Consider the following 25,531-nt stretch of genomic DNA (forward strand, 5'->3'; position numbering starts at 1 on the left):
CCGTGCTTACTGCGCCAGCCAGGCCTGGAACTTCGCGTCGATGTCGTCGCGGTAGTCAGCCCAGAAGTCGTAGTTGTAGAGCAGGGTATTCTTCGAGTTCTCGGGGTCCGTCGGCATGTGCATCTTCATGTCCTCGGGAACCATCGGTGCCGAGGAGGCACGGGCCGGGCCGTAGGAGATGTACTTGGCCTGGTCGGCCAGACGCTGGGTGTCGGTGGCGAACTTCACGAAGTCTTCCACGCGGGCCAGGCGATCTTCGGACAGGCCGGTCGGGATGATCCAGCCGTCGAGGTCGAAGACCTGCATGTCCCAGAGCATGCCTACGGGCTGGTCCTGCTCCTCGATGACCGAGTAGAGGCGGCCGTTGTAGGTCGAGCCCATGAAGACTTCGCCGTCAGCCAGCAGCTGGGGCGTGTCGGCACCGGCGGACCACCAGATCACCTCGTCCTTGATCTCGTCGAGCTTGGCGAGGGCTTGCTCCTGACCTTCCTCGGTCTCGAGGACGTCGTAGATCTCGTCCTTGGCGACGCCGTCACAGTAGAGCGCCCACTCCATGTTGTTGATCGGGCGCTTCTCCAGCGCGCGCTTGCCCGGATAGGTTTCCAGGTCCCACAGGGCGCAGATGTCGGTGGGGGCGTCGGCGCCTTCGGGCACCAGGTCGGTGCGATAGCCCACGGTGGTCGAGTAGACGATCTGCGGGATGAAGCAGTCGGAGACCAGCAGGTCGCCGAAGTCGTCCGAGGCGTCCGAACCGTCGTCGCCGGGCAGCAGCAGCTCGTCCGCGTCGAATTCCATCGCGAGGCCTTCGTCGCAGAGGCGGATCGCGTCAGCGGCGACCACGTCGACCAGGTCCCAGGTGATGTTGCCGGCTTCGTTCATGGCGCGCAGCTTGGCCACGGCCTCGTTCGACGATTCGTCCCAGGTGGCCGAAACGCCGTCGTTGTCTGCCAGGTAGGGCTCGACGTAGGCTTTCAGCTGCGAGTTCTGGTAAGCGCCGCCCCAGGACACGATGGTCATGCTGTCGGCCATGTCCTGTGCAGACAGACCGCCGGCGGTCATCGCCAGTGCGGTGCTCGCCAAAAGGGTTTTCGTCAGTTTCATACTAGGCTCCCATTTGACCCGTTTGGGTTTTGTGAGCCCCGCGTCACGGGTGAGACGGCGGGGGCTTCTCTTTCCCCTGCGCGGTGGGGCGCACGGGGAAACTCGCGTATGGCGCCGGGCGTCAGTCCACGCGCCGAACCGCCCCGGTGCGCGGGGCACCGGCGGGGGCGGGACGGGGCTTGGTGGTCAAAAAGGCCATGGCGCTCCTGTCGTGTGGCACGGAATGCGGGACCGCGGGGCGGTCTCAGGCGTCCAGTGCGCGGCAATCCTCCGGCAGCCAGCCGATCTCGATCATCTGACCGGGGGTCATGCGCTGCTGGTCCGGGGCGTTCCGGGTCTTGATGACGAAATCCTCGTTGCCGGCCACCTTGAGCCGGGTGCGGAAGATATCGCCCATGTAGATGAATTCGAGCACTTCGGCCTTCAGCAGGTGGGCATCGGGCGAGAGGCGCTCCTTGTTGGTCTCGACGCGCTCGGGGCGGATCGAGACGCGGGTCCGCTGGCCGGGCTCGGTCACGTTGACCGGCTTGCAGTCAATCACCTCGCCGCCGTCGAGGCGGACCGTGGCGATGTCGCCGCGGATCTCCTGGACCACGCCCTCCAGCGTGTTGTTCTCACCGATGAACTGCGCGACGAAGCTGTTCTCGGGGCTCTCGTAGAGCACGTCCGGCGGCGCGAGCTGCTGGATGCGGCCATCGTTGAAGACGGCGACGCGGTCCGACATGGTCAGCGCTTCGGTCTGGTCGTGGGTCACGTAGACCACGGTGATGCCGAGGCTGTCCGCGATGCGCTTGATCTCGAACTGCATGTGCTCGCGGAGCTGCTTGTCGAGCGCGCCGAGCGGTTCGTCCATCAGCACCAGTTCCGGTTCGAAGACGAGCGCGCGGGCGAGGGCGATCCGCTGCTGCTGACCACCCGAAAGCTGCGCCGGGCGGCGGCCGCCGAAGGCGCCCATCTGCACCATGTCGAGAGCGCGTTTGACCTTTTCCTCACGCTCGGATTTGCCCATCTTCCGCACTTCCAGCGGGAAGGAGAGGTTCTCGGCGACGGTCATGTGCGGGAAAAGCGCGTAGTTCTGGAAGACCATCCCGATGCCGCGCTTGTGGGGCGGGATGTTGTTGATCGGCCGGCCGTCGAGGGTGATCTCGCCATGGGTGGCCGTCTCGAAACCCGCCAGCATCATGAGGCAGGTGGTTTTGCCCGAGCCTGACGGCCCCAGCATGGTGAGAAATTCGCCCTTCGGAAGGGACAGGTTCAGGTCTTTGACGACCAGTGTCTCACCATCGTAGCTTTTCTGGACGCGTTCAAACGCCACGAAAGCATCGCTGCTTTGCGTTTCAGCCAAAGGCTATCTCCCGGTTGATGTCGCGCGGGTTGACCCGCTTCTATGATGGCCCCGAGTAAAACGCCCCATTTGGCTGTGTGCAACCAATTAGCCCAAAAAACTGGCAAAACTGCTTGGTTTCCCGGGGACCGATTGACCAAATGGTCTGAAATTACCCAAAGTCTAGCAAGGATTCTCCGAAAACCGGGGGCTGTCCTAGCGGAAAGCGACAGTCCTTCGCTGCAGTGCGACATGAAACGGACAGGAGATTCCGGCGGCCCTGCCGCAGGACTGAAAATCAGGGAGCAGACATGCAGACAGATGCCGTGCCGTTCAGCGCCGCCGAGTACCGGCGCCGACTCGCCAAGACGCGGAAGGCCATGGAAGAGGCCGATCTCGACGTGCTCTTCGTCGAGGATCCGTCCAACATGGCCTGGCTCACCGGCTATGACGGCTGGTCCTTCTACGTCCATCAGGGCGTGATCGTGACCCATGATCAGGACCCGGTCTGGTGGGGGCGCAACATGGACGCCAATGGTGCGCGGCGCACCGCGTGGATCGGCGAGGACAGCATCCGCCCCTACGGCGATCAATACGTCCAGTCGACCGAGCTGCACCCGATGCAGAACCTCGCCTTCCTGCTGACGGAGATGGGCTTCGGTCAGGCCCGCGTCGGGGTGGAGATGGAGAATTACTACTTCTCCGCCAAGGCCTACACGACGCTGGTCTCCTCGATGCCCGCCGCGACGATCTGGGACGCCACCGCGCTGGTGAACTGGCAGCGCGCGATCAAGAGCGACGAGGAAATCGCCTTCATGCGCAAGGCCGCCCGCATCGCCGAGAAGATGGTGGACGGCGCGATTTCCCGAGCCCGGCCCGGCCTGCGCAAGAACGAGCTGGTGGCCTCGATCTACCACGACGCGCTGATGGGCGTCGGGGACGACTGGGGCGATTATCCCGCCATAGTGCCCATGGCGCCCTCGGGCGCCGATGCCTCGGCCCCGCACCTGACATGGGACGGCAACACCCTAGAGGAGGGCGAGGCGACCTTCTTCGAGCTGGCGGGGGTCTATCGCCGCTATCACACGCCGTTCTGCCGCACGATCTTCCTCGGCACGCCGCCCGACGACCTCGTGCGGGCCGAGGCCGCGCTGGTCGAGGGGCTGGAAGCGGGGCTGGATGCCGCCCGCGCGGGCAACCAGGCACGCGACATCGCCGCCGCCCTGGCCCTGCCGCTGGAGCGGGCCGGCATCGTGCGCGGCGCGCGCTGCGGCTATTCCATCGGGCTCAGCTATCCGCCGGACTGGGGCGAACGGACGATCTCGCTGCGTCTCGCGGACGAGACGGTGCTGGAACCCGGCATGTGCTTCCACTTCATGCCCGGTATCTGGAAGCCGGAATGGGGTCTCGAGATCACCGAGCCGATCCTGATCACCGAGGACGGCCCCGCGCAGCCTTTCTGTGACCGTCCGCGCAAGCTGTTCGTCATCGATGACTGACCTGAAGACCACGACCGACATCCTGGCGGAGCTGGTGGCCTGTCCCACCGTCTCCTCCGACAGCAACCTGCACATGCTGGGGCTGATCGCGAACCGGCTGCATGCGGCCGGCGCGCGGGTCGAGCTCTACCACGATGCCGAGGGCAACAAGGCCAACCTCGTCGGCACCCTTGGCCCGGACCGGCCGGGGGGCATCATGCTCTCGGGCCATTCCGACGTGGTGCCGGTGGAGGACCAGCCCTGGAGCTCCGATCCCTTCACCCTGCGCGAGGAGGCCGGGCGCTTCTATGGGCGCGGCACCTGCGACATGAAGGGCTTTATCGCCTGCAGTGTCGCCATGGCAGAGCATTACGCCGCGCTGGACCTGAAGCGCCCGGTGCATTTCGCCTTTACCCACGACGAGGAGATCGGCTGCCTTGGCGCACAGGCGCTTGCGCCGATCCTCGCGGCGCGCAGCGACACGCCCGCCCTCGCCGTCATCGGCGAGCCGACGTCGATGCGGATCATCGAGGGGCACAAGGGCTGCTGCGAGTACCACGTCACCTTCACCGGGCGCGAGGGCCATGGCTCGGAACCCGACAAGGGGGTCAACGCGGTGGAGTTCGCCACCCGCTACATCACCCGTCTGCTGGAGCTGCGGGCCGAGTTGCAGACCCGCGCGCCCGAGACCTCGCGCTTCGATCCGCCGTGGACCACGGTGAACATCGGGCGGCTGACCGGGGGCTACGTGCCCAACGTCATCCCCGGACATGCCGAGGTCGACTGGGAAATGCGCCCGGTGCGCGACGAGGACCGCGTCTTCGTCAAGGAGGCGATCGAGAGCTATACGCAGGACGTGCTGCTGCCTGCCATGCGGCGGGTCTGGCCCACGGTGGGGATCGAGACCACGATCCTCGGCGAGGTGGCCGGGCTGGAGCCGATGGAGGAGAACGCCGCCCGCGATCTTGTGGCAGAGCTGACCGGCGCGAACGGGACGGATCTCGTCTCCTTCGGGACCGAAGCGGGGCTCTTCCAGCAAATCGGGATGAGCGCCGTGGTCTGTGGTCCCGGTTCCATCGAGCAGGCGCACAAGCCCGATGAATATGTCTCCGGCGACCAGCTGGAGATGTGCCTCGCCATGCTGCGCGGCCTCGGCTCCCGTCTGGCGCGCTAGAGCGCCAGCGGTTTCGCCGCCAGCGTCCGGCGGAGCATGGTGTCGGTGAAGGGGCGGACGAGCAGGAACCAGCCCCGTTCGGCGATCTTCTCGCGGTCGACCTCGCCCGCGGTCAGGATGATGCGTGCGCCGAGGGACCCCAGCAGCTCGGGCAGGCCGCTTTCGAGAAATTCGGCATAGCGCATCTCGACCAGCGCGGCCGAGATATGGGCGATGCCGTTCAGCCGGGTCGGGATCTCGGCTGGATGTGTGACCTGCACGACTTCGCAGGGGCCCTGCATGGCAAGGGCCCCGGCGATATCCGTGGCGATCAGGGCATCCCGTTCCAGCACGAGGAAAACAGGTGTGGCCGCGGCCGGTGTCCCGTCCGCAGCGACTCGTTCGGTCATGGTGGCCTCCACTATTGCTCCCCCTCGTGGAACGAAACGGCCGCCCGTGCATTAAACTGTGACATACAGACGAGGATGACTTCGGTGGCGACCGCCTGTTCCCAATGCCCGCTGCGCAAGCGCGGGATCTTTGACCCCCTGACCGACGCGGAAGTGCGCTTCATGCAGAAGTTCAAGACCGGCGAACTGCAGGTCGAGGCCGGGGCCGTGCTGATGATGGAGGGGGCGAACTCACCGCATCTCTACACGACGCTGGAGGGTCTGGGCCTGCGCTACAAGACGCTGGAAACCGGCGAGCGGCAGGTGATCAACTTCGTCCTGCCCGGCGATTTCATCGGTCTTCAGGCGGGCGTGATGAACGAGATGCAGCACTCTGTCGAGGCAACGACCGCGATGAAGCTTTGCGTTTTCAATCGCAGTGGCCTGTGGTCCCTGTTCAAGGAGCAGCCTGGGCGTGCTTATGATCTGACATGGGCCGCCGCCGTGGAGGAACATCTTCTGGGCGAGACGCTGGCCACGCTGGGCCGGATGAACGGGATCGAGCGTGTGGCGCGGGTCTTCGCGCGGCTGTTCGACCGGGGCCGCTCCCTCGGGCTGGTGTCGGGGCGCGAGATGAAGCTGCCCTACAAGCAGCAGGACCTCGCGGATGCACTGGGCCTGTCGCTGGTGCACACCAACAAGACCCTCAAGAAGCTGCGGGAACGGCATGCGCTGGACTGGCAGCGTGGCGTGCTGCGGATGCTGGATTACGACCGGTTGTGCGAGATCGGGAAGCTGGAGGCGGACGGTCCCTTGCCGACCCGGCCGCTGCTGTGAGCGGGTGAAAATCAGGATCGCCCTGTGTGTTCGTCAACGCAGTGACACGAAATGATGACTCTGAAGAATGTTTTACACTCTGGTTTTGAAGCCAGGGGCGCTATAGTTTCATCTACGGTGGAAAATAATTGCCTCGGCGACCGGGGTCGCCAAGGCCAATCTTGATCGAAATATACGGCAACGACACCACTCACGGAACGAAGCCGGCTTTGTGATACCATGGAACCGGTTGAGCGAAAAGAGATTATCAGTTTGAGAAAATTGTACACGGATCAATTACGGTCTGGTCTCGTCCGGGCAGTCAGGTGCGAAGAGACTGGGAACGATGGATAAACTCAGGTCGATTTTCGAATTGCGTGAAATGCTGCGCCAGCTTGAGCGCGACGTGGGCTTCGATGATCTCAGCCGGACGGAACGGGATGTCCTGCTGGCGGCGCACTCTCTCTGCGACGCCCCGGGCGACGTGATCAGCACCGAGCAGATTCGCTCCCATACGCTGGTGGAGCCGGTGGCGCAGGCCACGCTCTACCGGGCGATCCGCACCCTGCTGCGGCTGGGGCTGCTGGAACGTGCGGCGCAGACCAAGGCGCGTGCCTACGTGGTGCGCAGCGATCTCGTCGGGCAGGACCTGCCCGGTTCCTGACGCAGGACGGTTGGCCCGCGGGCCCCGAGGGGGGTGCCGGGCGGCGCCTCTTCTTGGAATACCCAAAGGTGAAACTCCTCCAGAACTTCGTGGTCGTGATCGGTGCCTACATCCTGGCGCATGGCCTGACCGATTTCCTCATCACGCCGCTGCAGATGCGCCTGCTGCCCGATGTCACCGCCTTTGCCAGCCTCGTCTACCTGCCGCACGGGGTGCGGGTGCTGACCACGTGGCTGATGGGACGGATCGCCTTCCTGCCGCTCGCCGTCGGGGCCTTCTTCTCCGAGGTGCTCTTCACCCCGGTGGAGATCAGCAGCGCCACGGACCCGGTGATCCTGACCTCCATCGCCGTGGGGGCGGCCTCCTCCATCGCGGCCTTCGAAGTGCTGCGCCTGCTGGGGCTGTCGCTCTATGCCGGGCAGGCGCGCCGGGTGAACTGGCGCTGGCTGCTGCTGGTGGGGGCGATGGCCTCGGTGATCAACTCGGTCGGGCAGGCAGTGGTCTTCTCGGGCGTGATCCTGTCGGAGACCTTCGCCCTCGTCATGCTGACCTATGCGCTCGGCGACCTGATCGGGCTGAGCGTGACGGCGCTGGTGCTGATGCTGATCTTCCGCTGGATGCGGCTGCGGCCCGCGCGGGGCTGAGGCGTCGCCCGCGTCGCGCGGCGCTGGATGTGAAAAGCCGCGCGGCCCGGGGGGGCGGCGCGGCTTTCGTTTGTGCTGCCGCGGGGATCAGGCCGGGAACAGGCCCTTTTCCTTGGCCTGTGCCATGCACTCGTCCAACGACGTGCGGGCGCGTTCGATCAGGATGTCGATCTCTTCCTTGCTGATCACCAGCGGCGGGGAAATGATCATCCGGTCGCCCACGTGGCGCATCACGAGGTTGTTGGCAAAGCAGCGTTCGCGGCACATGTAGCCCACGGTTCCGGCGTCGGCGGCAAAGGCGGCGCGGGTGGCCTTATCCGGGGTCAGCGCGATCGAGGCCATCATGCCGACGATCTTGGCCTCGCCCACCATCGGGTGATCGGCGAGGCTTTCCCACTTCTCCTTGAGGTAGGGCGCGGTCTCGGCGCCGACCTTGTCGACGATGCCTTCCTCTTCCAGCAGGCGGATGTTTTCCAGCGCCACGGCACAGGCGACCGGGTGGCCGGAATAGGTGTAGCCGTGGTTGAACTCGCAGGCCGAGATGACGGCGTTCACCTCGTCGCAGACGATCGAGGCACCGATCGGCTGGTAGCCCGAGGACAGGCCCTTGGCGATGGTCATGATGTGCGGCTTGATGTTCAGCGTCTGGGAGCCGAACCACTTGCCGGTCCGGCCAAAGCCGCAGATCACCTCGTCCGCGATCAGCAGGATGCCGTACTTGTCGACGATGCGCTGGATCTCGGGCCAGTAGGTCTCGGGGGCGACGATGACGCCGCCCGCGCCCTGCACCGGCTCTGCGATGAAGGCGCCGACGCGCTCGGGGCCGTAGTGAAGGATCGCCTTCTCAAGTTCCTGCGCGCGGGCGAGGCCGAAGTCCTCGGGCGTCATGTCGCCGCCTTCGGACCACCAGTCGGGCTGGGGAATGTGGTGGATGTCGGGGATCGGCAGGCCGCCCTGGCTGTGGATGCCTGCCATCCCGCCGAGCGACCCGGAGCCCACGGAGGAGCCGTGGTAGCCATTGGTCCGGGCGAGGATGATATTGCGCTCGGGCTGGCCCTTCTCGGCCCAGTAGGTGCGCACCATCCGCAGGTTGGTGTCGTTCGCCTCGGAGCCGGAGCCCGCATAGAAGACGTGGTTCAGGTCCCCCGGGGCGATCTCGGCCAGCTTGGCGGCCAGTGCGATGGCCGGCACGTGGGAGGTCATGAAGAAGGTGTTGTAGTACGGCAGTTCCTTCATCTGCCGGGCGGCGGCCTCTGCCAGTTCGTCGCGGCCATAGCCGACGTTCACGCACCAGAGCCCGGCCATGCCGTCGAGAATCCGCTCGCCTTCGCTGTCCGTCAGCCAGCAGCCATCGGCGCTGGTGATGATGCGGGCGCCTTTTTCGGCGACCTGCGTCTGGGTCGAGAAGGGATGCATGTGGTGCGCTGCGTCCAGCGCCTGCAGCTCCGCGGTCGGCATGTGGTTGGTAATCGCGGGCATGTGACACCTCGTTGATCATTTCACGGAATTGTCGCGACGCTAGCCTGCCCTCACGGGAAACGCCATATTGCCTATCCGTGATTTTGTTGATCAACTCCCGCTCATGGACGAGCGCTTAAGACTAAGTCCAAGGGAGATAAACCAAATGACCAATAAACTGCTGACCTTCACCGCAGTCATGGCCCTCGGTGCGACCGCCGCCATGGCCGAGGAGGTCCACGTCTACAACTGGTCCGACTACATCGACGAAGAGCTGCTGACGAAGTTCGAGGAAGAGACCGGGATCGAGCTGATCTACGACGTCTTCGACTCCAACGAACTGCTCGAGACGAAGATGCTGGCGGGCGGGTCCGGCTATGACGTCGTCGTGCCGACCGGCTCGTTCCTGCAGCGCCAGATCGCGGCAGGCGCGTTCCAGAAACTGGACAAGTCCAAGCTGCCGAACCTCGAGAACATGTGGGACGTGATCGAGGAGCGCACCGCGCAGTACGATCCCGGCAACGAATACGCGATCAACTACATGTGGGGCACCACCGGCATCGGCGTGAACACCGGCAAGGTGGCCGAGGTCCTGGGCGATGACGCGCCGATCAACAGCCTCGACCTGGTCTTCGACCCGGCGAACATGGAAAAGCTGTCCGCCTGCGGCGTCTACTTCCTCGATGCGCCGACCGAGATGATCCCGGCCGCGCTGAAGTACCTGGGCCTGAACCCCGACAGCAAGGACCCCGACGAGATCGAGAAGGCGGGCGAAGTGCTGATGGCCGTGCGGCCCTACGTGGCGAAGTTCCACAGCTCGGAATACATCAACGCGCTCGCCAACGGCGACATCTGCGTGGCCTTCGGCTGGTCCGGGGACATCCTGCAGGCCCGTGACCGTGCCGCCGAGGCCGACAACGGTGTCGAGGTGGCCTACAACGCCCCGACCGAAGGCGCGCTGATGTGGTTCGACCAGATGGCGATCCCGACCGATGCGCCGAACCCCGACGCGGCCCACAAGTTCCTGAACTTCATCATGGATGCGCAGAACATGGCCGCGGCGTCGAACTACGTCTACTACGCCAACGGCAACAAGGCCTCGCAGGAGTTCCTTGTCGAGGACGTGATCGGCGACACGGCGATCTATCCCGACGAGGCGACGCTGGAGAACCTCTACACCGTTTCGCCCTATGATCCCAAGGTGCAGCGGGTGGTGACGCGGCTCTGGACCAAGATCAAGTCCGGGACCTGAGCCCTCCCCTGAAAGACAGGCCTGCGCGTATCCCCGCGCGGGCCAACTGCACCAGAGGACATCATGCCCCAGAAAGTCTTCGCCCCGTGGGATGACCCGCAGGAAAAACCGCTGATTCAGTTCAAGAACGTGACCAAGCGGTTCGGCAGCTTCACTGCCATCGACAATCTGAACCTCGATATCTTCGAACGTGAGTTCTTTGCCCTTCTCGGTCCCTCCGGGTGTGGCAAGACCACGCTGATGCGGATGCTGGCGGGCTTCGAGACGCCCACCGAAGGCACCATCGAGCTGTCTGGCAAGGATATCGGCGGCGTGCCCCCGAACCAGCGCGCCGTGAACATGATGTTCCAGAGCTACGCGCTCTTCCCGCACCTCTCGGTCTGGGACAACATCGCCTTTGGCCTCAAGCGCGAGGGCAAGGACAAGGGCGCGATCGAGACCCGTGTCAGCGAGATGATGCGCCTCACCCGGCTCGAGAAATTCCGCAACCGCAAGCCGCACCAGCTCTCCGGCGGGCAGCGGCAGCGGGTGGCACTGGCGCGCAGCCTCGCCAAGGCGCCCAAGCTGCTGCTGCTGGACGAACCGCTCGGCGCGCTTGACCGCAAGCTGCGCGAAGAGACCCAGTTCGAGCTGATGGACATTCAGGAGAAGACCGGCACCACCTTCGTCATCGTGACCCACGATCAGGAAGAGGCGATGACCGTCGCCTCCCGCGTGGCGGTGATGGACGAGGGCAAGCTGGTGCAGGTCGCCACACCCGACCGGATCTACGAAGGCCCGAACTCGGTCTACGTGGCCGATTTCATCGGGGACGTGAACATCATCGAGGGCCGCGCCCACCAGACCGGCGACAAGGTGCAGGTGATCTGGACCGAAAGCGAGCCGCCCCTGATGGCGACGACCCAGAAGAACTTCTCGCTCGACCAGAAGTGCTACATGGCGATCCGCCCCGAGAAGGTTGCGATTTCCGCGGACCGGCCCACGGCCTCCAACGCGCTCAAGGGCAAGATCCTCGACATTGCCTACCTGGGCAATATCTCGACCTATCATGTCGAACTGCCCACCGGCCACGTGATCAAGGCGCAGGAAGCCAACACCCGGCGCATCGCCCGGCGGCATTTCACCTGGGAAGACGAGGTCTGGATCAGCTGGACCGACACCGCCGCCGTGCTGCTGGAGCAGTAAGGATGACGCCCGGAACGGAGGAGAGCTGACATGCGCCGCCTGATCCTGATCGCCGTGCCCTACCTGTGGCTGCTGGCCTTCTTCCTCGTGCCTTTCCTGATCGTGCTGAAGATCGCGCTCAGCGACTACAACCTCTCGATCCCGCCCTACGCGCCGCAACTCGACCTGTCGCAGGGCTGGCAGGGGATCAAGGACTTCTTCGGCGACCTGGATTTCGAGAATTTCACCTTCCTGACCACCGATGACCTCTACTGGAAGGCCTATCTCTCCTCGCTCAAGATCGCGCTGATCTCGACCTTCATCACGCTGCTGGTGGGCTATCCGATCGCCTACGGCATGGCGCAGGCGCCCGACGAATGGCGGCCCACGCTGATGATGCTGGTGATCCTGCCGTTCTGGACCTCGTTCCTGATCCGGGTCTACTCGTGGATGGGAATCCTCTCGAACGAGGGGTTGCTGAACAAGCTGCTGCTGTCGCTGGGCATCATCGACCAGCCGCTGATCATCCTGTCGACAAACACGGCGGTCTACATCGGCATCGTCTACACCTACCTGCCGTTCATGATCCTGCCGATCTATGCCGCGCTGGAGAAGCTGGACGGCTCGCTGCTGGAAGCGGCGGAGGACCTGGGCTGCTCGCGGCTCTCGGCCTTCTGGCTGGTGACCTTCCCGCTGTCGCGCAGCGGCATGGTGGCGGGCTGTTTCCTCGTCTTCATCCCGGCGCTCGGCGAATTCGTGATCCCCTCGCTGCTTGGCGGCTCCTCGACGCTGATGATCGGCAAGGTGCTGTGGGAGGAGTTCTTCTCCAACCGCGACTGGCCCGTGGCCTCGGCGGTGGCGGTGGTGCTGCTGCTGATCCTCGTGATCCCGATCGTGCTGTTCCAGCGCAACCAGCAGCGCCAGCAGGAGGCAGACCGATGACCCTTTCCCGGACCCTTCCGGCGCTGTCCGGAAAATTCGAATTTTCCGGACCGTTTTCCGCGCGGAAAACGGGCAGCAAGACGGGCAAGGCGGAGGCCGTGGCATGAGACGTTTCAGCTGGTTCAATGCGACGGCGCTGACGTTGGGCTTCGTCTTCCTCTACCTGCCGATGGTGATCCTGGTCATCTATTCCTTCAACGCCTCCAAGCTGGTGACGGTCTGGGCGGGCTTCTCGACCCGCTGGTACGGCGAGCTGATGCGCAACGAGGCCTTTCTCGACGCCGCGCTCGTCACGCTGAAGGTGGGCATCGTCTCCTCGACGTTGGCGACGGTTCTGGGGACCATGGGCGCCTATGTGATGATCCGCGCGGGCCGCTTCACCGGGCGCACGCTCTTCTCGGGGATGATCTATGCGCCGCTGGTGATGCCCGAGGTGATCACCGGCCTGTCGCTGCTGCTGCTCTTCATCGGCATCGGGCTCGACCGGGGGATCGTGACGATCATACTCGCCCATACGACCTTCTCGATGTGCTACGTCTCGGTGGTGGTGTCCTCGCGGCTGGTCTCCTTCGACCGCTCGCTGGAAGAGGCCGCGCTCGACCTCGGGGCCTCGCCCTTCGAGGCCTTCCGGCTGGTCACCCTGCCGATCATCGCGCCCGCGGTGATCTCGGGCTGGCTGCTGGCCTTCACGCTGTCGCTCGACGATCTCGTGATCGCCTCCTTCACCGCGGGGCCGTCCTCCACCACGCTGCCGATCAAGATCTTCTCGGCGGTGCGGCTTGGGGTCAGCCCTGAGATCAACGCGCTCTCGACCATCATGATTTCCATCGTGACCGTGGGCGTGATAAGCGCCTCGCTCGTCTCGAAACGCGCCGCGGTGAAGCGGCAGGAAGAGGAGCGGGCCGCCGTCCGCACCTGAAAGACCCCATGAAGCACATCTACCCCGCCCATGCCTATTCCATGGGCCCGATCCGCGAGTGTTACTGGGCCGAGGACGTGCCCTCCGAGAGCCTTGCCCGGCCGCCTGCACAGGGCTCGCTCCGCACCCGCACCGTGATCATCGGCGCGGGCTTTACCGGCCTCAACGCCGCACTGCGGCTGGCGGAGGCGGGTGAGGACGTCGTGGTGCTGGAGGCGGAGTTCCCGGGCTTCGGCGCCTCGGGCCGCAATGGCGGATTCTGTTGCCTCGGGGGCGCGCGGATCTCCGACGCGGGGCTGCTGTCGCTCTACGGGCAGACGGGGCCGCAGGCGGTGCGCCGGGCCGAGGTCGGGGCCATCGCCCATGTTGAGGACCTGCTGGCGCGTCACGGCTGGGACGTGGACCGTCATTCGCAGGGCGAGACGATCATGGCCCATACGGCGGCCAAGATGGACAGCCTGCGATCCTGGGCTGCGGAGTGCGAGGCCGAATACGGCGCACCCGCGCAGGTGATCGAGAAGGACGCCCTGCGCGCCCACGGCATGAACGGCACCTTCGAGGGCGCCGTCTCGCATCCCATGGGCTTTGCCCTGCATCCGCGCAAGTATCTCGCCGGGCTGCTGGGGGCGGCCGAGGCGGCGGGCGCCGTGGTCCATGGTGCCTCACCGGTGCTTGAGACCCGGCAGGTGGCCGATGGCTGGGTGCTGAAGACGCCGCAGGCCGAGGTGACGGCGGATCGCCTGATCGTCGCCACCAATGGCTATTCCAGCGAGGACCTGCCGCGCTGGATGCGGGGCCGCTATTTGCCCGCGCAGAGCTCGGTCATCGCCACGCGGGTCATGACCGAGGAGGAGCTGGAGCGGCAGGGCTGGACCACGCGGCAGATGTGCTACGAGGACCGCCGCCTGCTGCATTACTTCCACCTGACGCCCGAGGGGCGGATGGTCTTTGGCCAGCGGGGCGGCATCCGGTCCCATCCGCTGATCGAGAAGAGCCTTCAGCGCAAGGTGCGGGCCGATTTCGACCGGCTGTTCCCGGACTGGCGCGGGGTCGAGACGCCGTATTACTGGTCCGGAATGGTCTGCATCACCGGTTCGCTGATGCCCTTCTGCGGGGCGATCCCCGGGGCGCGCAACGCCTATGCGGCCTTCGGCTACCACGGCAACGGGGTGGCCATGGGCTCGCTCTGCGGTGCGGCGGTGGCCGATCTGGCGCGGGCGGGAGAGACCAATCTGCCGCTGCCGGCCTTCTTTGGCGATACGCCGCGCCGGATGCCGCCGGGCCGCTTGCGCCGTCTGGCGCTGCTCGCGGACTACAGCTGGGCGACCCTGACACGGGGCTGACCTTGGGCTGGCCCGGGTCTCAAATGGGCCTGAAACGGAGCGACCCGCCCCGGGAGGGGCGGGCCATCGGCCGGGCACAGAAAATTCTTCGAAGAATTTTCCCAAGAATTTTCCAAAATTCTTGGTCGCGGGCCGGAGGGGTCAGACCTCCAGCCACTCCTTGCGCACGTCGTCGCGGGTGCGGAACTCCGCGGGCGTACCCTCGAAGACGATTTCCCCGTGGCCCATGACATAGACCCGGCTGGCGATCCTCAGCGCGATGGAGAGCTTCTGTTCCACCAGCAGGATGGCGACGCCGGTCTTGGCGATCTCGGCGATCATGTCGCCGATCTGCTGCACGATCTTGGGCGCCAGCCCCTCGGTCGGTTCGTCGATGATGATCAGGTCCGGGTCGCCCATCAGGGTCCGGCACATGGTCAGCATCTGCTTTTCGCCGCCCGAGAGGACCCCCGCCGGGTTGTCGGCCCGGGCCGCGAGGTTGGGGAACATCTCCAGCATCTGCTCGATCGAGTACTTGCCCGGCCGCTTCATGTCCTTGATCCCGAGGATCAGGTTCTGGCGCACCGTCATCGTCGGGAAGATGTCCCGGCTCTCGGGCACGTAGCCGAGCCCGAGCCGCGCGATGCGGTGGCTTTCCAGTCCCGCGATCGGCTGTCCCTTGAAGGTGATCTCGCCCTTGGGCGCGACCTCTCCCATGATCGCCTTGGCGGTGGTGGACCGGCCCACGCCGTTGCGGCCCAGCAGGGCGATGACCTCGCCCGGCTGGATGTGCAGGGTGACGCCCCGCAGCACATGGGACTTGCCGTAATAGGCGTGCAGGTCCCGGACCGAGAGCATCGGCTCCTGCATCTGGCTTTGCGCGTTCATGCCGCGTCCTCCACTTCCTCGCCGAGGTAGGCCTCGCGCACCTTGGGATCGTTGCGGATCTGCTCGGGCGTGCCGGTGGCGATGATCTCGCCGTAGACCAGCACCGAGATCCGGTCGGCGAGGTTGAAGACCACGCCCATGTCATGCTCGACGATGATCAGCGTCTTGCCCTCGGTCGCCTTCTCGATCAGCGCCACGGCGCGGTCGGTTTCGGAATGGCTCATGCCGGCCGTGGGTTCGTCCAGCAGGATCACCTCGGCCCCGCCCGCGATGGTGATCGCGATCTCCAGCGCCCGCTGGTCGGCGTAGGGCAGGAGGGCGGCAGGCGTGTTCGCCTTGTCGATCAGCCCGCAGTGTTCCAGCACCGCCGAGGTCTTCTCCTGCACGTCACGCTGCGATCCGATGTTGCGCCAGAAGCTGTAGCCCTGTCCCAGCGAATGCAGCACGCCGCAGCGCACGTTTTCCCGCACCGTCATCTTGGCAAAGATGTTCGACACCTGGAACGAGCGCGACAGCCCGCGGCGGTTGATCAGGAAGGGTTTCATCCCGCCGATCTCCTCGCCGTTCAGCCGGACCGAGCCGGAGGTGGGCGCGAAGAGCCCCGAGACGAGGTTGAAGAGCGTCGACTTGCCCGCCCCGTTGGGTCCGATCACCGCGTGGCGTTCGCCGCGCGGGATCGTCAGGTTCACCCCGTTGATGATCTGCGCCGGGCCGAAGCTCTTGCGCAGGTCGGTGATCTCGAGCGCGTTGGTCATGCCGGGTCCTCCTCGCGGTTTAGCCGGCGCAGGATCGCCACGCCCGCCGCGAAGGGCACGACGATGAGGACCCAGGTCAGCGGGTTGGTGAAGGTGAGGTGCAGGCCGAAGGGTTCGAAGATCTCGCCATAGCCGTTCGACCAGCGGGTCGAGACCTCGACCAGCACGATCAGCCCGGCGAGCGCCAGCAGGATGCCCGCCGCCTGACCACCCCAGCGTTTCAGCACCGCGCCGGTTTCACCATTCCGGGCCGTATGGGCGAGGCCGAAGACGATGCCCGCCAGCCCGCCGGGGGCGAACATCACGATCGAGATGAAGAGCACGCCGAGGTAGAGCAGCCAGGCCTCGGTGTAGTCCGACAGCATCGACTGCATGAAGGTCAGCAGCACCGCGCCGAGGATCGGCCCGACGAAGTAGCCGATGCCGCCCACGTAGGCCATGATCAGCACGAAGCCCGACGGGATGAGCGAGACGGCCTCGGGGGTGAAGATCTCGTAGTTCACCGCCGACATGCCGCCCGCCATCCCGGCGAAGGCACCCGCCGCGATGAAGACGAGGTAGCGCACGCGGGTCGGGTCGTAGCCGATGAACTGCACGCGCTGCGGGTTGTCGCGCGTCGCCTCCGACAGCTTGCCGAGCGGCGTGCGCGTGAAGGCATACATGCCCACCAGCCCCGCCACGACCCAGAAGGCCATGAACCAGTAGACGTCCTCGACCGGACCCATGGAGAGGCCGAAGAGCGCGGGCCCGTTCATCCGGTCGCCCGAGACGCCCATTTCCCCGCCGAAGAAGGACAGGAACATGAAGCCCGCCGCCGCGATCAGCTCGGCCACGCCGAGCGAGATCATGGCGAAGGGGGTGCCGGCCCGGCGGCAGGAGGGCCAGCCGATGATGGCGCCTGCAAGCGCCCCGCCGGCAAAGCCCACCAGCGGCAGGCCGAAGACCGGGAAGTTGGCCCAGAACGGGCTGGTGCCCGCTTCGATCCAGGTCATGGCATGGACGGCGCAGTAGCCCCCCAGCCCGTAGTAGACCGCATGCCCGAAGGACAGCAGCCCGCAGCGTCCCAGCAGCATGTTGTAGCTGAGCGCGAAGACGATGTTGATCGCCATGACGTTCAGCAGCGAATACATGGTGCGGGACGGCCCGAGGAAGGGGATCACCACGACCAGCAGGGCAAAGAGCAGGATCGGCAGGATGCGCCCATAGAACTTGGCCGAGGCCGAGGGCGCGAGATCCGCGTAGTCTTGAGTCATGTCGGTCACAGTTCACGTTCTCCCATCAGGCCGCGCGGGCGGACGAAGAGGATCAGGACGAGCAGCAGGTAGGGCAGCATCGGCGCCAGCTGCGCAATGGTGATGCGGCCGACCTCGGTCGCCGATGACAGGCCGATCCAGCCGAAGAGATCGGCAAAGCTCGCATCCACCGAGACCGCGAAGGTCTGCAGCAGGCCCAGCAGGATCGAGGCGACGAAGGCGCCCTCAAGGCTGCCCATGCCGCCGATCACAACGACCACGAAGACGATGGGCCCCATGTAGGCGGCCATGAACGGATCGGTCACGAGGTAGTTGCCGCCGATCACCCCGGCGAGGCCCGCAAGCGCACAGCCCACCCCGAAGACGGTCATGAAGATCATCGGCACGTTGTGGCCCAGATGGCCGACCATGTGCGGATGGGTCAGCGCCGCCTGGATGATCAGGCCCGCGCGGGTGCGCTTCAGCAGCACCCAGAGCGCCACCAGCATCGCCACGGCGACGAAGAGCATGAAGATCCGGTAGGCCGGGTATTGCGCGCCGTAGAGGGTGAAGAGCGGGAAATCGAGCGCCTCGGGCACCCGGTAGTCCACGGCGTTGCGCCCGTAGACGATCTTGATCACCTCGTCGATCAGGTAGGCCAGACCGAAGGTGAAGAGCAGTTCCGCCACGTGGCCGTTGGCGTGGACGCGGCGCAGGCCCCATTTCTCCACCCCCGCGCCGACGAGGCCCACGAGGATCGGGGCAAAGATCAGCGCGAACCAGTAGCTGGTCGCATCGGTGACGGTATAGGCGAAATAGGCGCCGAGCATGTAGAAGCTGGCGTGGGCGAAGTTCAACACACCCATCATCGAGAAGATGAGCGTCAGCCCCGATGACAGCATGAAGAGCAACAGGCCGTAAATCACCCCGTTCAGGAGCGAGAATACGATCGTTTCCATGGTTCCCTCTCTGGATCGCGGAGGCGCCGCGTCGTTGCACGGCGCCCCTGTTTCAACTGCGGATGACGGGCCCCGTCACATCTCGGGGCGGTCCATCTTGCAGGTGGTCTCCATCGAGGTCGCCGCGGCGGCGATATGGTCCTTGTCCTCGGCCATCCACCCCAGCGGCAGACCCTCGACCCCGCGCGGCGGGTTGGCCGAGAAGGTGCCGACGAAGAGATCCTGAAGGATCTGGTGGTTGTCCTTGCGCATGGTCAGGTGCCCGTAGGCGCCGTCCATCTCCATGCCTTCCATGGCGAAGGCGACCTTGACCGGATCGTTCGATCCCGCCTTCTCCGCCGCCGCGTCGAGGAAGTGCATCAGGTTGAAGGCACGGTGGTAGTAGTAGTTGTTCTCGGGATACTTCTCCTCGAACTTGGCGATCCTCTCCTCCTGCTCGGGGGAGGAGGGGTAGTTCACCACCACTTCCGACACCTGCTTCACCTTGCCGACCGCCGCCTCGCCCATGGCGGTGGCCGCGCCGGTGGAGCCGCCGTAGTAGGTCAGGATCGGCTTGTCCCAGCCCGCGTCGATCGCCGCCTTCACCAGCAGCACCATGTCGGAGCCCCAGTTGCCGGTGATGATCGCATCCGCGCCGGAGTTGATGATCTTCTGCACGTAGGGGGTGAAGTCCTTCACCTTGGCCAGCGGGTGCAGTTCGTTGCCGACGATCTTCACCTCGGGGGCCTTCACCTCCAGCATCCGCACGGCGGCGGCGGCCACGGCCTTGCCGAAGGAATAGTCCTGCCCGATGATGTAGACCGACTTGATGTCGGGGTGTGCCGCGACCCAGTCGGTGACCGCTTCCATCTTCATGTCGGCGTCGGAATCGAAGCGGAAGTGCCAGAAGCTGCACTTCTCGTTGGTGAAGGCCGGGTCGACGGCGGCGTAGTTCAGGAACAGCACCTCCTCGCCCGGGTTGCGCTTGTTGTGCTTCTCGATGGCGTCGATGAGCGCCGAGGCCACGGACGAGCCGTTGCCCTGCACCACGTAGCGGATGCCCTGGTCGATCGCCTTCTGCAGCTGCACGAGGCTTTCCTTGGGGTTCACCTTGTTGTCGAAGCCGACGACCTCGACCTGCGCCCCGTTCACGCCGCCTTCGGCGTTCAGCTCCTCCGCTGCGAACATGAAGTGCTTGAGCCCGGATTCGCCCGAGGGGCCCATGGGGCCGGACAGCGGGTCGATGAAGGCAACCTTCAGGGTGTCTGCCGATGCGCCAAGGGCGACAAAGGACATGGCCGCCGCGAGAGCGGCGGATGCGATGAGTTTCATGATGTCTCCTCCCGTTTGGAGAGAGCCCTCCCAAGCCCTCTCGCTGGGCCTGATCAAAAGCCGGGCAGGGCGGCTTGTCAAGAAATCTGTGAAATTCTATTCTGCATTGCGAACATAAACCGTCTGGGAGGAACGGAATGTCCAAGGAGGCAGGGGATCTGGAGCGCTTCAGATCCACGATAGCAAGCTGGATTCACGAGGCTTTACCTGAGGATCTGCGCAATCAGCCGCGCACCGAGGATAGCATCTGCTGGGGCGGAAAGCGGTGGCAGTTCCGCTCCGAATCGCAGCGTCACTGGCTGGAGCGCTGCGCCGAACGCGGCTTCACCGCGCCCCGCTGGCCTGAACAATACGGTGGCGCAGGGTTCACCCGCGCGCAGGAGAAGGTCTTCCGCGAGGAGCTGGCCCGCGCCGGGGCGCCGACCCCGCTGGAGAGTTTCGGGCTGTGGATGCTGGGCCCCGCGCTGCTGGCCTTCGGCAGCGAGGCGCAGAAGGCCCACTACCTGCCGCAGATCACCCGGGGCGAGATCCGCTGGTGCCAGGGCTATTCCGAGCCGGGCGCAGGCAGTGACCTAGCCAACGTGCAGACCCGGGCCGAGGACAGGGGCGATCACTGGCTGGTCAACGGACAGAAGATCTGGACCTCCTACGCCGACAAGGCGGACTGGATCTTTGCCCTCGTGCGGACCGACCGCGAGGCGCCCAAGCACAAGGGCATTTCCTTCCTGCTGATCGACATGGAAAGCGAGGGCATCACGACCCGCCCGATCCGGCTGATCTCGGGCAAGTCCCCGTTCTGCGAGACCTTTTTCGACAACGTGAAGGTGCCCAAGGTCGATGCCATCGGGCTCGGCCGTGTCGTGGGAGAGGTGAACCGGGGCTGGGACGTGGCCAAGCACCTGCTGACCCACGAGCGCGAGATGATCGGCGGCGGGGCGCGTGGCCTGCTGGGCGGGCGGTCGCTGGGCGACTTCCTCGGCTCGCTGGACGAGGGCATCCTCGACGATCCCGCCCTGCGCGCCGAGGCGATGGAGGTGGAGATCGGCACGCTCGCCACCGCCCTCACGCTGGAGCGCTACAAGGACATGTCCGAAAGCGGGCAGGGTGCGGGCCATGCCTCGGCCATGCTCAAGTACATGGGCACCGAGCTGAACAAGCGCCGCTACGAGTTGCTCATGTCCGCCACCGGCAGCGACGGGGCGGAATGGGAGGGCCCGCATGGCGGTCTCGCCGCCGAATGGCTGCGCACCAAGGCCAATTCGATCGAGGGCGGAACGAGCGAGATCATGCTCGACATCCTCTCCAAGCGGGTCCTCGGCCTGCCTTCAGCATAGGGAATTCCGGCAATGACGAGCCTTCTGCCGACAGAAGACGAGGGAATGCTGCGCGACATGGCGCGGGGGTTCCTTGACGACAGCGCGCCGGTCCGGGCCCTGCGCGAAAACCGTGACCGGGGCCGGGCCTGGGACCCGGGCCTCTGGCGCGAGATGGCCCAGATGGGCTGGGCCGGGGTGCTGGTGCCGGAGGCGGCGGGGGGCTCCGACATGGGGCACCGCGCGGCGGGCATCCTCGCCGAGGAGATGGGCGTGACGCTGGCCGCGACGCCCTTCCTCTCCTCCGCCGTGCTGGCCGCTACGGCTCTGCGCGGTGCGGCCCATGACCGGCTGGCGGCGATTTCCAGCGGTGAGTTGACCTATGCGCTTGCGGTGGACGAGGGGGCGAAACATGCCCCCGCCCGCACCGCCATGACGGCGGAGGCGGCGGGCAATGGCTTCCGCCTGACCGGGCGCAAATGCTTCGTCGCCGACGGCAGCAGTGCGGATCGCCTGCTGGTGCTGGCGCGCACCGCGGGCCGCCCGGGCGAGGCGCAGGGCCTGACGCTCTTTGATATCGAGGCGGAGCGCGCGGGTCTCACGCGGCAGGTGCAGGCCACCGTCGACAGCCGCGACCATGCGCGGATCGCCTTCGCCGGGGTCGAGGCCACCGGCGCCGACGTGGTGGGCGAGGTGGACGGCGGTCTGGCTGCCCTCGGCCCGGCCCTGAACGCGGGTCAGGCCGCCATGGCGGCAGAGCTTGCGGGCCTCTCCACCGGCGCCTTTGCCATGACGGCGGGCTACCTGAAAGAGCGCAACCAGTTCGGTCGCACCATCGGCGCGTTCCAGGCGCTGCAGCACCGGGCGGCGCACCTGTGGTGCGAGATCGAGGTGACCGCGAGCGCCATCGCCAACGCGGGCCGGGTGCTGGACGACACCCCGGACGAGGCCGACCTCGCCGTGTCGCTGGCCAAGGCCCGCGCCGCGCGCACCGCGCGGCAGGTGGTCAGCGAGGGCGTCCAGATGCATGGCGGCATCGGCATGACCGATGACTTCGACATGGGGTTCTACATGAAGCGCGCCCGGGTGGGCGCGGAATGGCTGGGCGACTACGGCTATCACGCCGGGCGCGTGGCACAGGCGAGAGGGTTCTGAAGCATGGTGACACGGCAGGAATTGCGCGGACTGGTGGGGCAGGAGGTCGGAACCTCGCGCTGGTTCACCATCGACCAGAAGCGGATCGACCGCTTCGCCGACGTGACCGAGGATCACCAGTACATTCACATCGACCCGGAGCGCGCCCGGGACACGCCCTTCGGCACCACCATCGCCCATGGTTTCCTGACGCTCTCGATGCTCTCGGCCATGGTCATCGACGGCGGGCCGGAGCTGGAGGGCGTGACCATGGGGGTGAACTACGGCTTCGACCGGGTGCGCTTCGTCTCGCCGGTGCCCTCGGGTGCGCGGGTCCGGGGCGTCTTCGTGCTGAAGGCGGTCGAGGACAAGAGCCCGACGGAAATCCAGACCATCTACACCGTCACGGTCGAGATCGAGGGACAGGCCAAGCCCGCCCTCGTCGCCGACTGGCTGGGACGGCGCCACTTCGCGGAGGCCTCATGAGCATCAGGTTCGACGGCCGGGTGGCCATCGTCACGGGCGCGGGGGTCGGCCTTGGCCGGTCCCATGCCCTCGGGTTGGCGGCGCGCGGTGCGAAGGTCGTGGTCAACGACCTTGGCGTGGCGACGGACGGCAGCGGCAGCAGCACCGCCGCCGCCGATGCCGTGGTGGCCGAGATCGTGGCGGCAGGGGGCGAGGCCATGGCCCACGGGGCCAATGTCACCGATCCGGAGGCCGTGCAGGACATGGTCGATCAGGCGATCGCCCGCTGGGGCAAGGTCGACATCCTCGTCTGCAATGCGGGCATCCTGCGGGACAAGACCTTTGCCAAGATGACGCTGGAGGACTTCGCCCGCGTGGTCGAGGTGCACCTCATGGGCTCCGTCGTGCCGACCAAGGCGCTCTGGGATCATTTCCGTGCGAATGCGTATGGTCGTATCGTCTACACCACCTCGGCCTCGGGGCTCTACGGCAACTTCGGCCAGTCGAACTACGGCGCGGCCAAGGCGGCGATGATGGGGCTGATGAACGTGCTGGCGCAGGAGGGCGAGAAATACGACATCCGCGCCAACCTGCTGGCCCCCACCGCGGCGACGCGGATGACCGAGGGCCTGCTGCCGCCCGAGGTCGCGGAACTGCTGAAGCCCGAGACGATCACGCCGGGCCTGCTGGCGCTCGTGAGCGAAGAGGCGCCCAGCCGGATGATCCTCGGCGCGGGGGCCGGGGCCTTTACCGAGACCCGGATCACCGAAACCCGCGGCGTGACCCTGACCGGCGCGGAGCTGAGCCCCGAGGGTGTCATGGCCGCCATGGGCCGCATCCGCGATCCGGAGGGCGCCGAGGTCATGCCCGGCGCCTTTGCCCAGACCCGAAAATATGCCGCCATGGCCGCCGAGGCGCTTGGCCTCGCGCTGCCGGACGCGCGCTGAACCCAACAGACTTCGAGGAGATTTCCCATGCGCGATGCTGTCATCGTTTCAACCGCACGCACCCCGATCGGCAAGGCCTTTCGCGGGGCCTTCAACGCCACGCAGGCGCAGGAGCTGATCGGCCATGCCGTGCGTCACGCCGTCGACCGCGCCGGGCTGGAGGGCGGCGAGGTGCAGGACTGCCTGATCGGCTGCGCGATCCAGCAAGGCTCCACCGGGGGCAACATCGGCCGTCAGGCCGTGATCCGCGCGGGCCTGCCCACCTCGGTTGCGGGCATGTCCATGGACCGGCAGTGTGCCTCGGGGATGATGGCGATCGCCACGGCGGCCAAGCAGGTGGTGCAGGACGGCATGGACGTGGTCATCGGCGGCGGGGTCGAGTCGATCTCGCTGGTGCAGAACCAGAAGATGCGCACCGATCACCTGCGCGACCCGTGGATCACCGACCATGTGCCCGCGCTCTACATGTCCATGCTGGAAACCGCCGAGGTGGTGGCCGAGCGCTATGGCGTCAGCCGCGAGGATCAGGACGCCTATTCGCTCCGCTCGCAGCAGCGCACCGCCGCCGCGCAGCAGGCGGGCCGGTTCGATGACGAGATCGTGCCGCTGACCAGCACCATGGCCGTCATGGACAAGGAGACGAAGGAGGTCTCCTACAAGGAGGTCACGCTGGCGCAGGACGAGGGCAACCGTCCCTCCACCACGCTGGAGGGGCTGCAATCGCTGGCCCCCGTCTTCAAGGACGGGCAGGTGGTGAAGGAGGGCAAGTTCATCACCGCGGGCAATGCCTCGCAGCTCTCCGACGGGGCCTCGGCCTCGGTCCTGATGGAGGCGAAGCTGGCCGAGAAGCGCGGGCTGCAACCGCTGGGCCGCTACGTGGGCGTCATGGCCGCGGGCCTCGACCCTGACGAGATGGGCATCGGCCCGATCCACGCGGTGCCCAGGCTGCTTGCGGCCCATGGCCTCAAGATGGACGACATCGGCCTGTGGGAGCTGAACGAGGCCTTCGCCTGCCAGGTGCTGCAGTCGGCCCGTGTCCTCGGCATCCCGGACGAGATCCTGAATGTGAACGGCGGCGCGATCTCGGTCGGGCATCCCTATGGCATGTCCGGTGCGCGGATGGTCGGTCACGCGCTGATCGAGGGCAAGCGCCGCGGCGCGCGCTACGTGGTCTGCACCATGTGCGTCGGCGGCGGCATGGGCGCGGCGGGCCTCTTCGAGGTGCTCTGATGGTCGCGCTGACCGTCGTGCGGCACGGGCAGGCCTCCTTCGGGGCGGCTGACTACGACGTACTGTCGGAGAAAGGCTATGCGCAGGCGTATGCTCTCGGGCAGGCGCTGAGGGGGCAGGGCCTGCGGCCGGAGCGTTTCGTCACCGGCACGCTCCGCCGCCAGAAGGAGACGATGGCGGGGCTGCTGGAGGGGCTGGGCCTCTCGGCGCAGGTCGAAGAGCACCCGGGCCTCGACGAATACGACTTCGCCGGCCTGCTGGCGGCGCGGTTCCGCGACGGCGGCGCGCCCGACGGCATGATGCAGGACGCCAAGACCCATTTTCGCACCCTGCGGGCCGTGGTGGGCGAATGGCAGCAAGACGCGGTGGCCGACCCGCCCGAGACATGGGCCGCCTTCACCGCGCGGGTCGAGGCGGCGCGGGCCCACATGGCGCGGGAGGGGGCGCAGAGCGTTCTGGCCGTCTCCTCCGGCGGGGCGATCGGACAGCTGGCGGCGGCGGCGCTTGGCGCGCCGGGCGCCGCGCAGTTGGCCCTGCAACTGCAGATGAAGAACTGCGCCGTGACGCGCCTGCTGGTGACGCCGCGCCAGACATGGCTGACCGGCTTCAACGAAACGCCGCACATCGACGCCGCCACCGAGGCGGCGTTCCTGAGCTACAGCTAGGGAGGG

Annotated in this window: 25 protein-coding genes; 16 read left to right on the top strand and 9 right to left on the bottom strand. The window is 66.2% G+C overall.

Annotated elements, in window-relative coordinates:
- Window positions 1–6: 6 nt before the first annotated feature.
- Together ACX9MO_RS08950 and ACX9MO_RS08955 are read right to left on the bottom strand one after the other, a co-directional pair.
- On the bottom strand, window positions 7–1,101 hold the full coding sequence (locus ACX9MO_RS08950) for an extracellular solute-binding protein (RefSeq protein WP_222490668.1): 1,095 nt from the start codon (window positions 1,099–1,101) through the stop codon (window positions 7–9).
- 244 nt (window positions 1,102–1,345) lie between these two features.
- A complete protein-coding gene (locus ACX9MO_RS08955; RefSeq protein WP_222490667.1) occupies window positions 1,346–2,446 on the bottom strand; it encodes an ABC transporter ATP-binding protein in 1,101 nt (366 codons plus the stop codon).
- A 290-nt stretch (window positions 2,447–2,736) separates the two neighbouring features.
- Between ACX9MO_RS08955 and ACX9MO_RS08960 the strand changes: the two genes are divergently transcribed.
- Together ACX9MO_RS08960 and argE are read left to right on the top strand one after the other, a co-directional pair.
- Window positions 2,737–3,924: a M24 family metallopeptidase gene (locus ACX9MO_RS08960; protein WP_462214277.1), complete on the top strand. Its 1,188-nt coding sequence runs from the start codon at window positions 2,737–2,739 to the stop codon at window positions 3,922–3,924.
- Window positions 3,917–5,077 carry an acetylornithine deacetylase gene (gene argE, locus ACX9MO_RS08965; protein WP_462214278.1) on the top strand — a complete coding sequence of 387 codons (1,161 nt, stop codon included), beginning with the start codon at window positions 3,917–3,919 and terminating at the stop codon, window positions 5,075–5,077. Before ACX9MO_RS08960 ends, argE begins: the two co-directional genes overlap by 8 nt.
- Here the strand turns inward: argE and ACX9MO_RS08970 are convergent.
- Complete coding sequence (locus ACX9MO_RS08970; protein WP_462214279.1) at window positions 5,074–5,466, bottom strand: hypothetical protein; 393 nt, start codon at window positions 5,464–5,466, stop codon at window positions 5,074–5,076. The genes argE and ACX9MO_RS08970 overlap by 4 nt on opposite strands.
- 84 nt (window positions 5,467–5,550) lie before the next feature.
- On the opposite strand from ACX9MO_RS08970, the gene ACX9MO_RS08975 reads away from it, so the two are divergent.
- The 3 genes from ACX9MO_RS08975 (at window position 5,551) to ACX9MO_RS08985 (ending at window position 7,569) form a co-directional block, all read left to right on the top strand.
- Window positions 5,551–6,282 (top strand): Crp/Fnr family transcriptional regulator, encoded by a 732-nt coding sequence (locus tag ACX9MO_RS08975; RefSeq protein WP_462214438.1) that lies wholly within the window; start codon window positions 5,551–5,553, stop codon window positions 6,280–6,282.
- A gap of 361 nt (window positions 6,283–6,643) precedes the next feature.
- Window positions 6,644–6,925, top strand: coding sequence for a hypothetical protein (locus ACX9MO_RS08980; RefSeq protein ID WP_315900445.1), 282 nt, complete (start codon window positions 6,644–6,646; stop codon window positions 6,923–6,925).
- A 68-nt stretch (window positions 6,926–6,993) separates the two neighbouring features.
- Complete coding sequence (locus ACX9MO_RS08985; RefSeq protein ID WP_462214280.1) at window positions 6,994–7,569, top strand: hypothetical protein; 576 nt, start codon at window positions 6,994–6,996, stop codon at window positions 7,567–7,569.
- Between the two features lie 87 nt (window positions 7,570–7,656).
- Here ACX9MO_RS08985 and ACX9MO_RS08990 read toward each other — a convergent pair whose 3' ends face one another.
- A complete protein-coding gene (locus tag ACX9MO_RS08990; RefSeq protein ID WP_462214281.1) occupies window positions 7,657–9,048 on the bottom strand; it encodes an aspartate aminotransferase family protein in 1,392 nt (463 codons plus the stop codon).
- A gap of 145 nt (window positions 9,049–9,193) precedes the next feature.
- Between ACX9MO_RS08990 and ACX9MO_RS08995 the strand changes: the two genes are divergently transcribed.
- From ACX9MO_RS08995 to ACX9MO_RS09015, 5 genes are all read left to right on the top strand, one after another.
- Window positions 9,194–10,279, top strand: a complete 1,086-nt coding sequence (locus tag ACX9MO_RS08995; protein WP_462214282.1) for a polyamine ABC transporter substrate-binding protein — start codon at window positions 9,194–9,196, stop codon at window positions 10,277–10,279.
- A gap of 63 nt (window positions 10,280–10,342) precedes the next feature.
- Window positions 10,343–11,464, top strand: coding sequence for an ABC transporter ATP-binding protein (locus ACX9MO_RS09000; protein WP_222490658.1), 1,122 nt, complete (start codon window positions 10,343–10,345; stop codon window positions 11,462–11,464).
- A gap of 30 nt (window positions 11,465–11,494) precedes the next feature.
- On the top strand, window positions 11,495–12,385 hold the full coding sequence (locus ACX9MO_RS09005) for an ABC transporter permease subunit (RefSeq protein WP_222490657.1): 891 nt from the start codon (window positions 11,495–11,497) through the stop codon (window positions 12,383–12,385).
- A gap of 103 nt (window positions 12,386–12,488) precedes the next feature.
- On the top strand, window positions 12,489–13,304 hold the full coding sequence (locus tag ACX9MO_RS09010; RefSeq protein ID WP_222490656.1) for an ABC transporter permease: 816 nt from the start codon (window positions 12,489–12,491) through the stop codon (window positions 13,302–13,304).
- Window positions 13,305–13,312: 8 nt separating this feature from the next.
- Window positions 13,313–14,647: an NAD(P)/FAD-dependent oxidoreductase gene (locus ACX9MO_RS09015; protein ID WP_462214283.1), complete on the top strand. Its 1,335-nt coding sequence runs from the start codon at window positions 13,313–13,315 to the stop codon at window positions 14,645–14,647.
- 141 nt (window positions 14,648–14,788) lie between these two features.
- On the opposite strand, the gene ACX9MO_RS09020 is transcribed toward ACX9MO_RS09015, so the two are convergent.
- The 5 genes from ACX9MO_RS09020 to ACX9MO_RS09040 form a co-directional block, all read right to left on the bottom strand.
- The gene (locus tag ACX9MO_RS09020) at window positions 14,789–15,514 is read right to left on the bottom strand and encodes an ABC transporter ATP-binding protein (RefSeq protein WP_261397959.1); all 726 of its coding nucleotides are present in this window, start codon (window positions 15,512–15,514) and stop codon (window positions 14,789–14,791) included.
- Window positions 15,511–16,269, bottom strand: coding sequence for an ABC transporter ATP-binding protein (locus ACX9MO_RS09025; RefSeq protein ID WP_222490654.1), 759 nt, complete (start codon window positions 16,267–16,269; stop codon window positions 15,511–15,513). The genes ACX9MO_RS09020 and ACX9MO_RS09025 overlap by 4 nt, the downstream gene beginning before the upstream one ends.
- On the bottom strand, window positions 16,266–17,522 hold the full coding sequence (locus ACX9MO_RS09030; protein WP_462214284.1) for a branched-chain amino acid ABC transporter permease: 1,257 nt from the start codon (window positions 17,520–17,522) through the stop codon (window positions 16,266–16,268). The genes ACX9MO_RS09025 and ACX9MO_RS09030 overlap by 4 nt, the downstream gene beginning before the upstream one ends.
- Before the next feature lie 5 nt (window positions 17,523–17,527).
- Window positions 17,528–18,460 carry a branched-chain amino acid ABC transporter permease gene (locus ACX9MO_RS09035; RefSeq protein WP_222490652.1) on the bottom strand — a complete coding sequence of 311 codons (933 nt, stop codon included), beginning with the start codon at window positions 18,458–18,460 and terminating at the stop codon, window positions 17,528–17,530.
- A gap of 75 nt (window positions 18,461–18,535) precedes the next feature.
- Window positions 18,536–19,771, bottom strand: a complete 1,236-nt coding sequence (locus tag ACX9MO_RS09040; RefSeq protein ID WP_462214285.1) for a branched-chain amino acid ABC transporter substrate-binding protein — start codon at window positions 19,769–19,771, stop codon at window positions 18,536–18,538.
- Between the two features lie 137 nt (window positions 19,772–19,908).
- Between ACX9MO_RS09040 and ACX9MO_RS09045 the strand changes: the two genes are divergently transcribed.
- From ACX9MO_RS09045 to ACX9MO_RS09070, 6 genes are read left to right on the top strand one after another with little or no spacing between them, the layout of a single operon-like run.
- On the top strand, window positions 19,909–21,105 hold the full coding sequence (locus ACX9MO_RS09045; protein ID WP_462214286.1) for an acyl-CoA dehydrogenase family protein: 1,197 nt from the start codon (window positions 19,909–19,911) through the stop codon (window positions 21,103–21,105).
- A 12-nt stretch (window positions 21,106–21,117) separates the two neighbouring features.
- Complete coding sequence (locus ACX9MO_RS09050; RefSeq protein ID WP_462214287.1) at window positions 21,118–22,239, top strand: acyl-CoA dehydrogenase family protein; 1,122 nt, start codon at window positions 21,118–21,120, stop codon at window positions 22,237–22,239.
- A 3-nt stretch (window positions 22,240–22,242) separates the two neighbouring features.
- Window positions 22,243–22,704, top strand: a complete 462-nt coding sequence (locus ACX9MO_RS09055; RefSeq protein ID WP_462214288.1) for a MaoC family dehydratase — start codon at window positions 22,243–22,245, stop codon at window positions 22,702–22,704.
- Window positions 22,701–23,630 carry an SDR family NAD(P)-dependent oxidoreductase gene (locus ACX9MO_RS09060; protein ID WP_462214289.1) on the top strand — a complete coding sequence of 310 codons (930 nt, stop codon included), beginning with the start codon at window positions 22,701–22,703 and terminating at the stop codon, window positions 23,628–23,630. The genes ACX9MO_RS09055 and ACX9MO_RS09060 overlap by 4 nt, the downstream gene beginning before the upstream one ends.
- A 27-nt stretch (window positions 23,631–23,657) precedes the next feature.
- Entirely contained in the window at window positions 23,658–24,860 is a 1,203-nt protein-coding gene (locus ACX9MO_RS09065) for an acetyl-CoA C-acyltransferase (protein ID WP_222490646.1), read from the top strand.
- Entirely contained in the window at window positions 24,860–25,525 is a 666-nt protein-coding gene (locus ACX9MO_RS09070) for a histidine phosphatase family protein (RefSeq protein WP_462214290.1), read from the top strand. The genes ACX9MO_RS09065 and ACX9MO_RS09070 overlap by 1 nt, the downstream gene beginning before the upstream one ends.
- Window positions 25,526–25,531: the final 6 nt, after the last annotated feature.

The sequence above is a fragment of the Pseudooceanicola profundus genome, assembly GCF_054919315.1.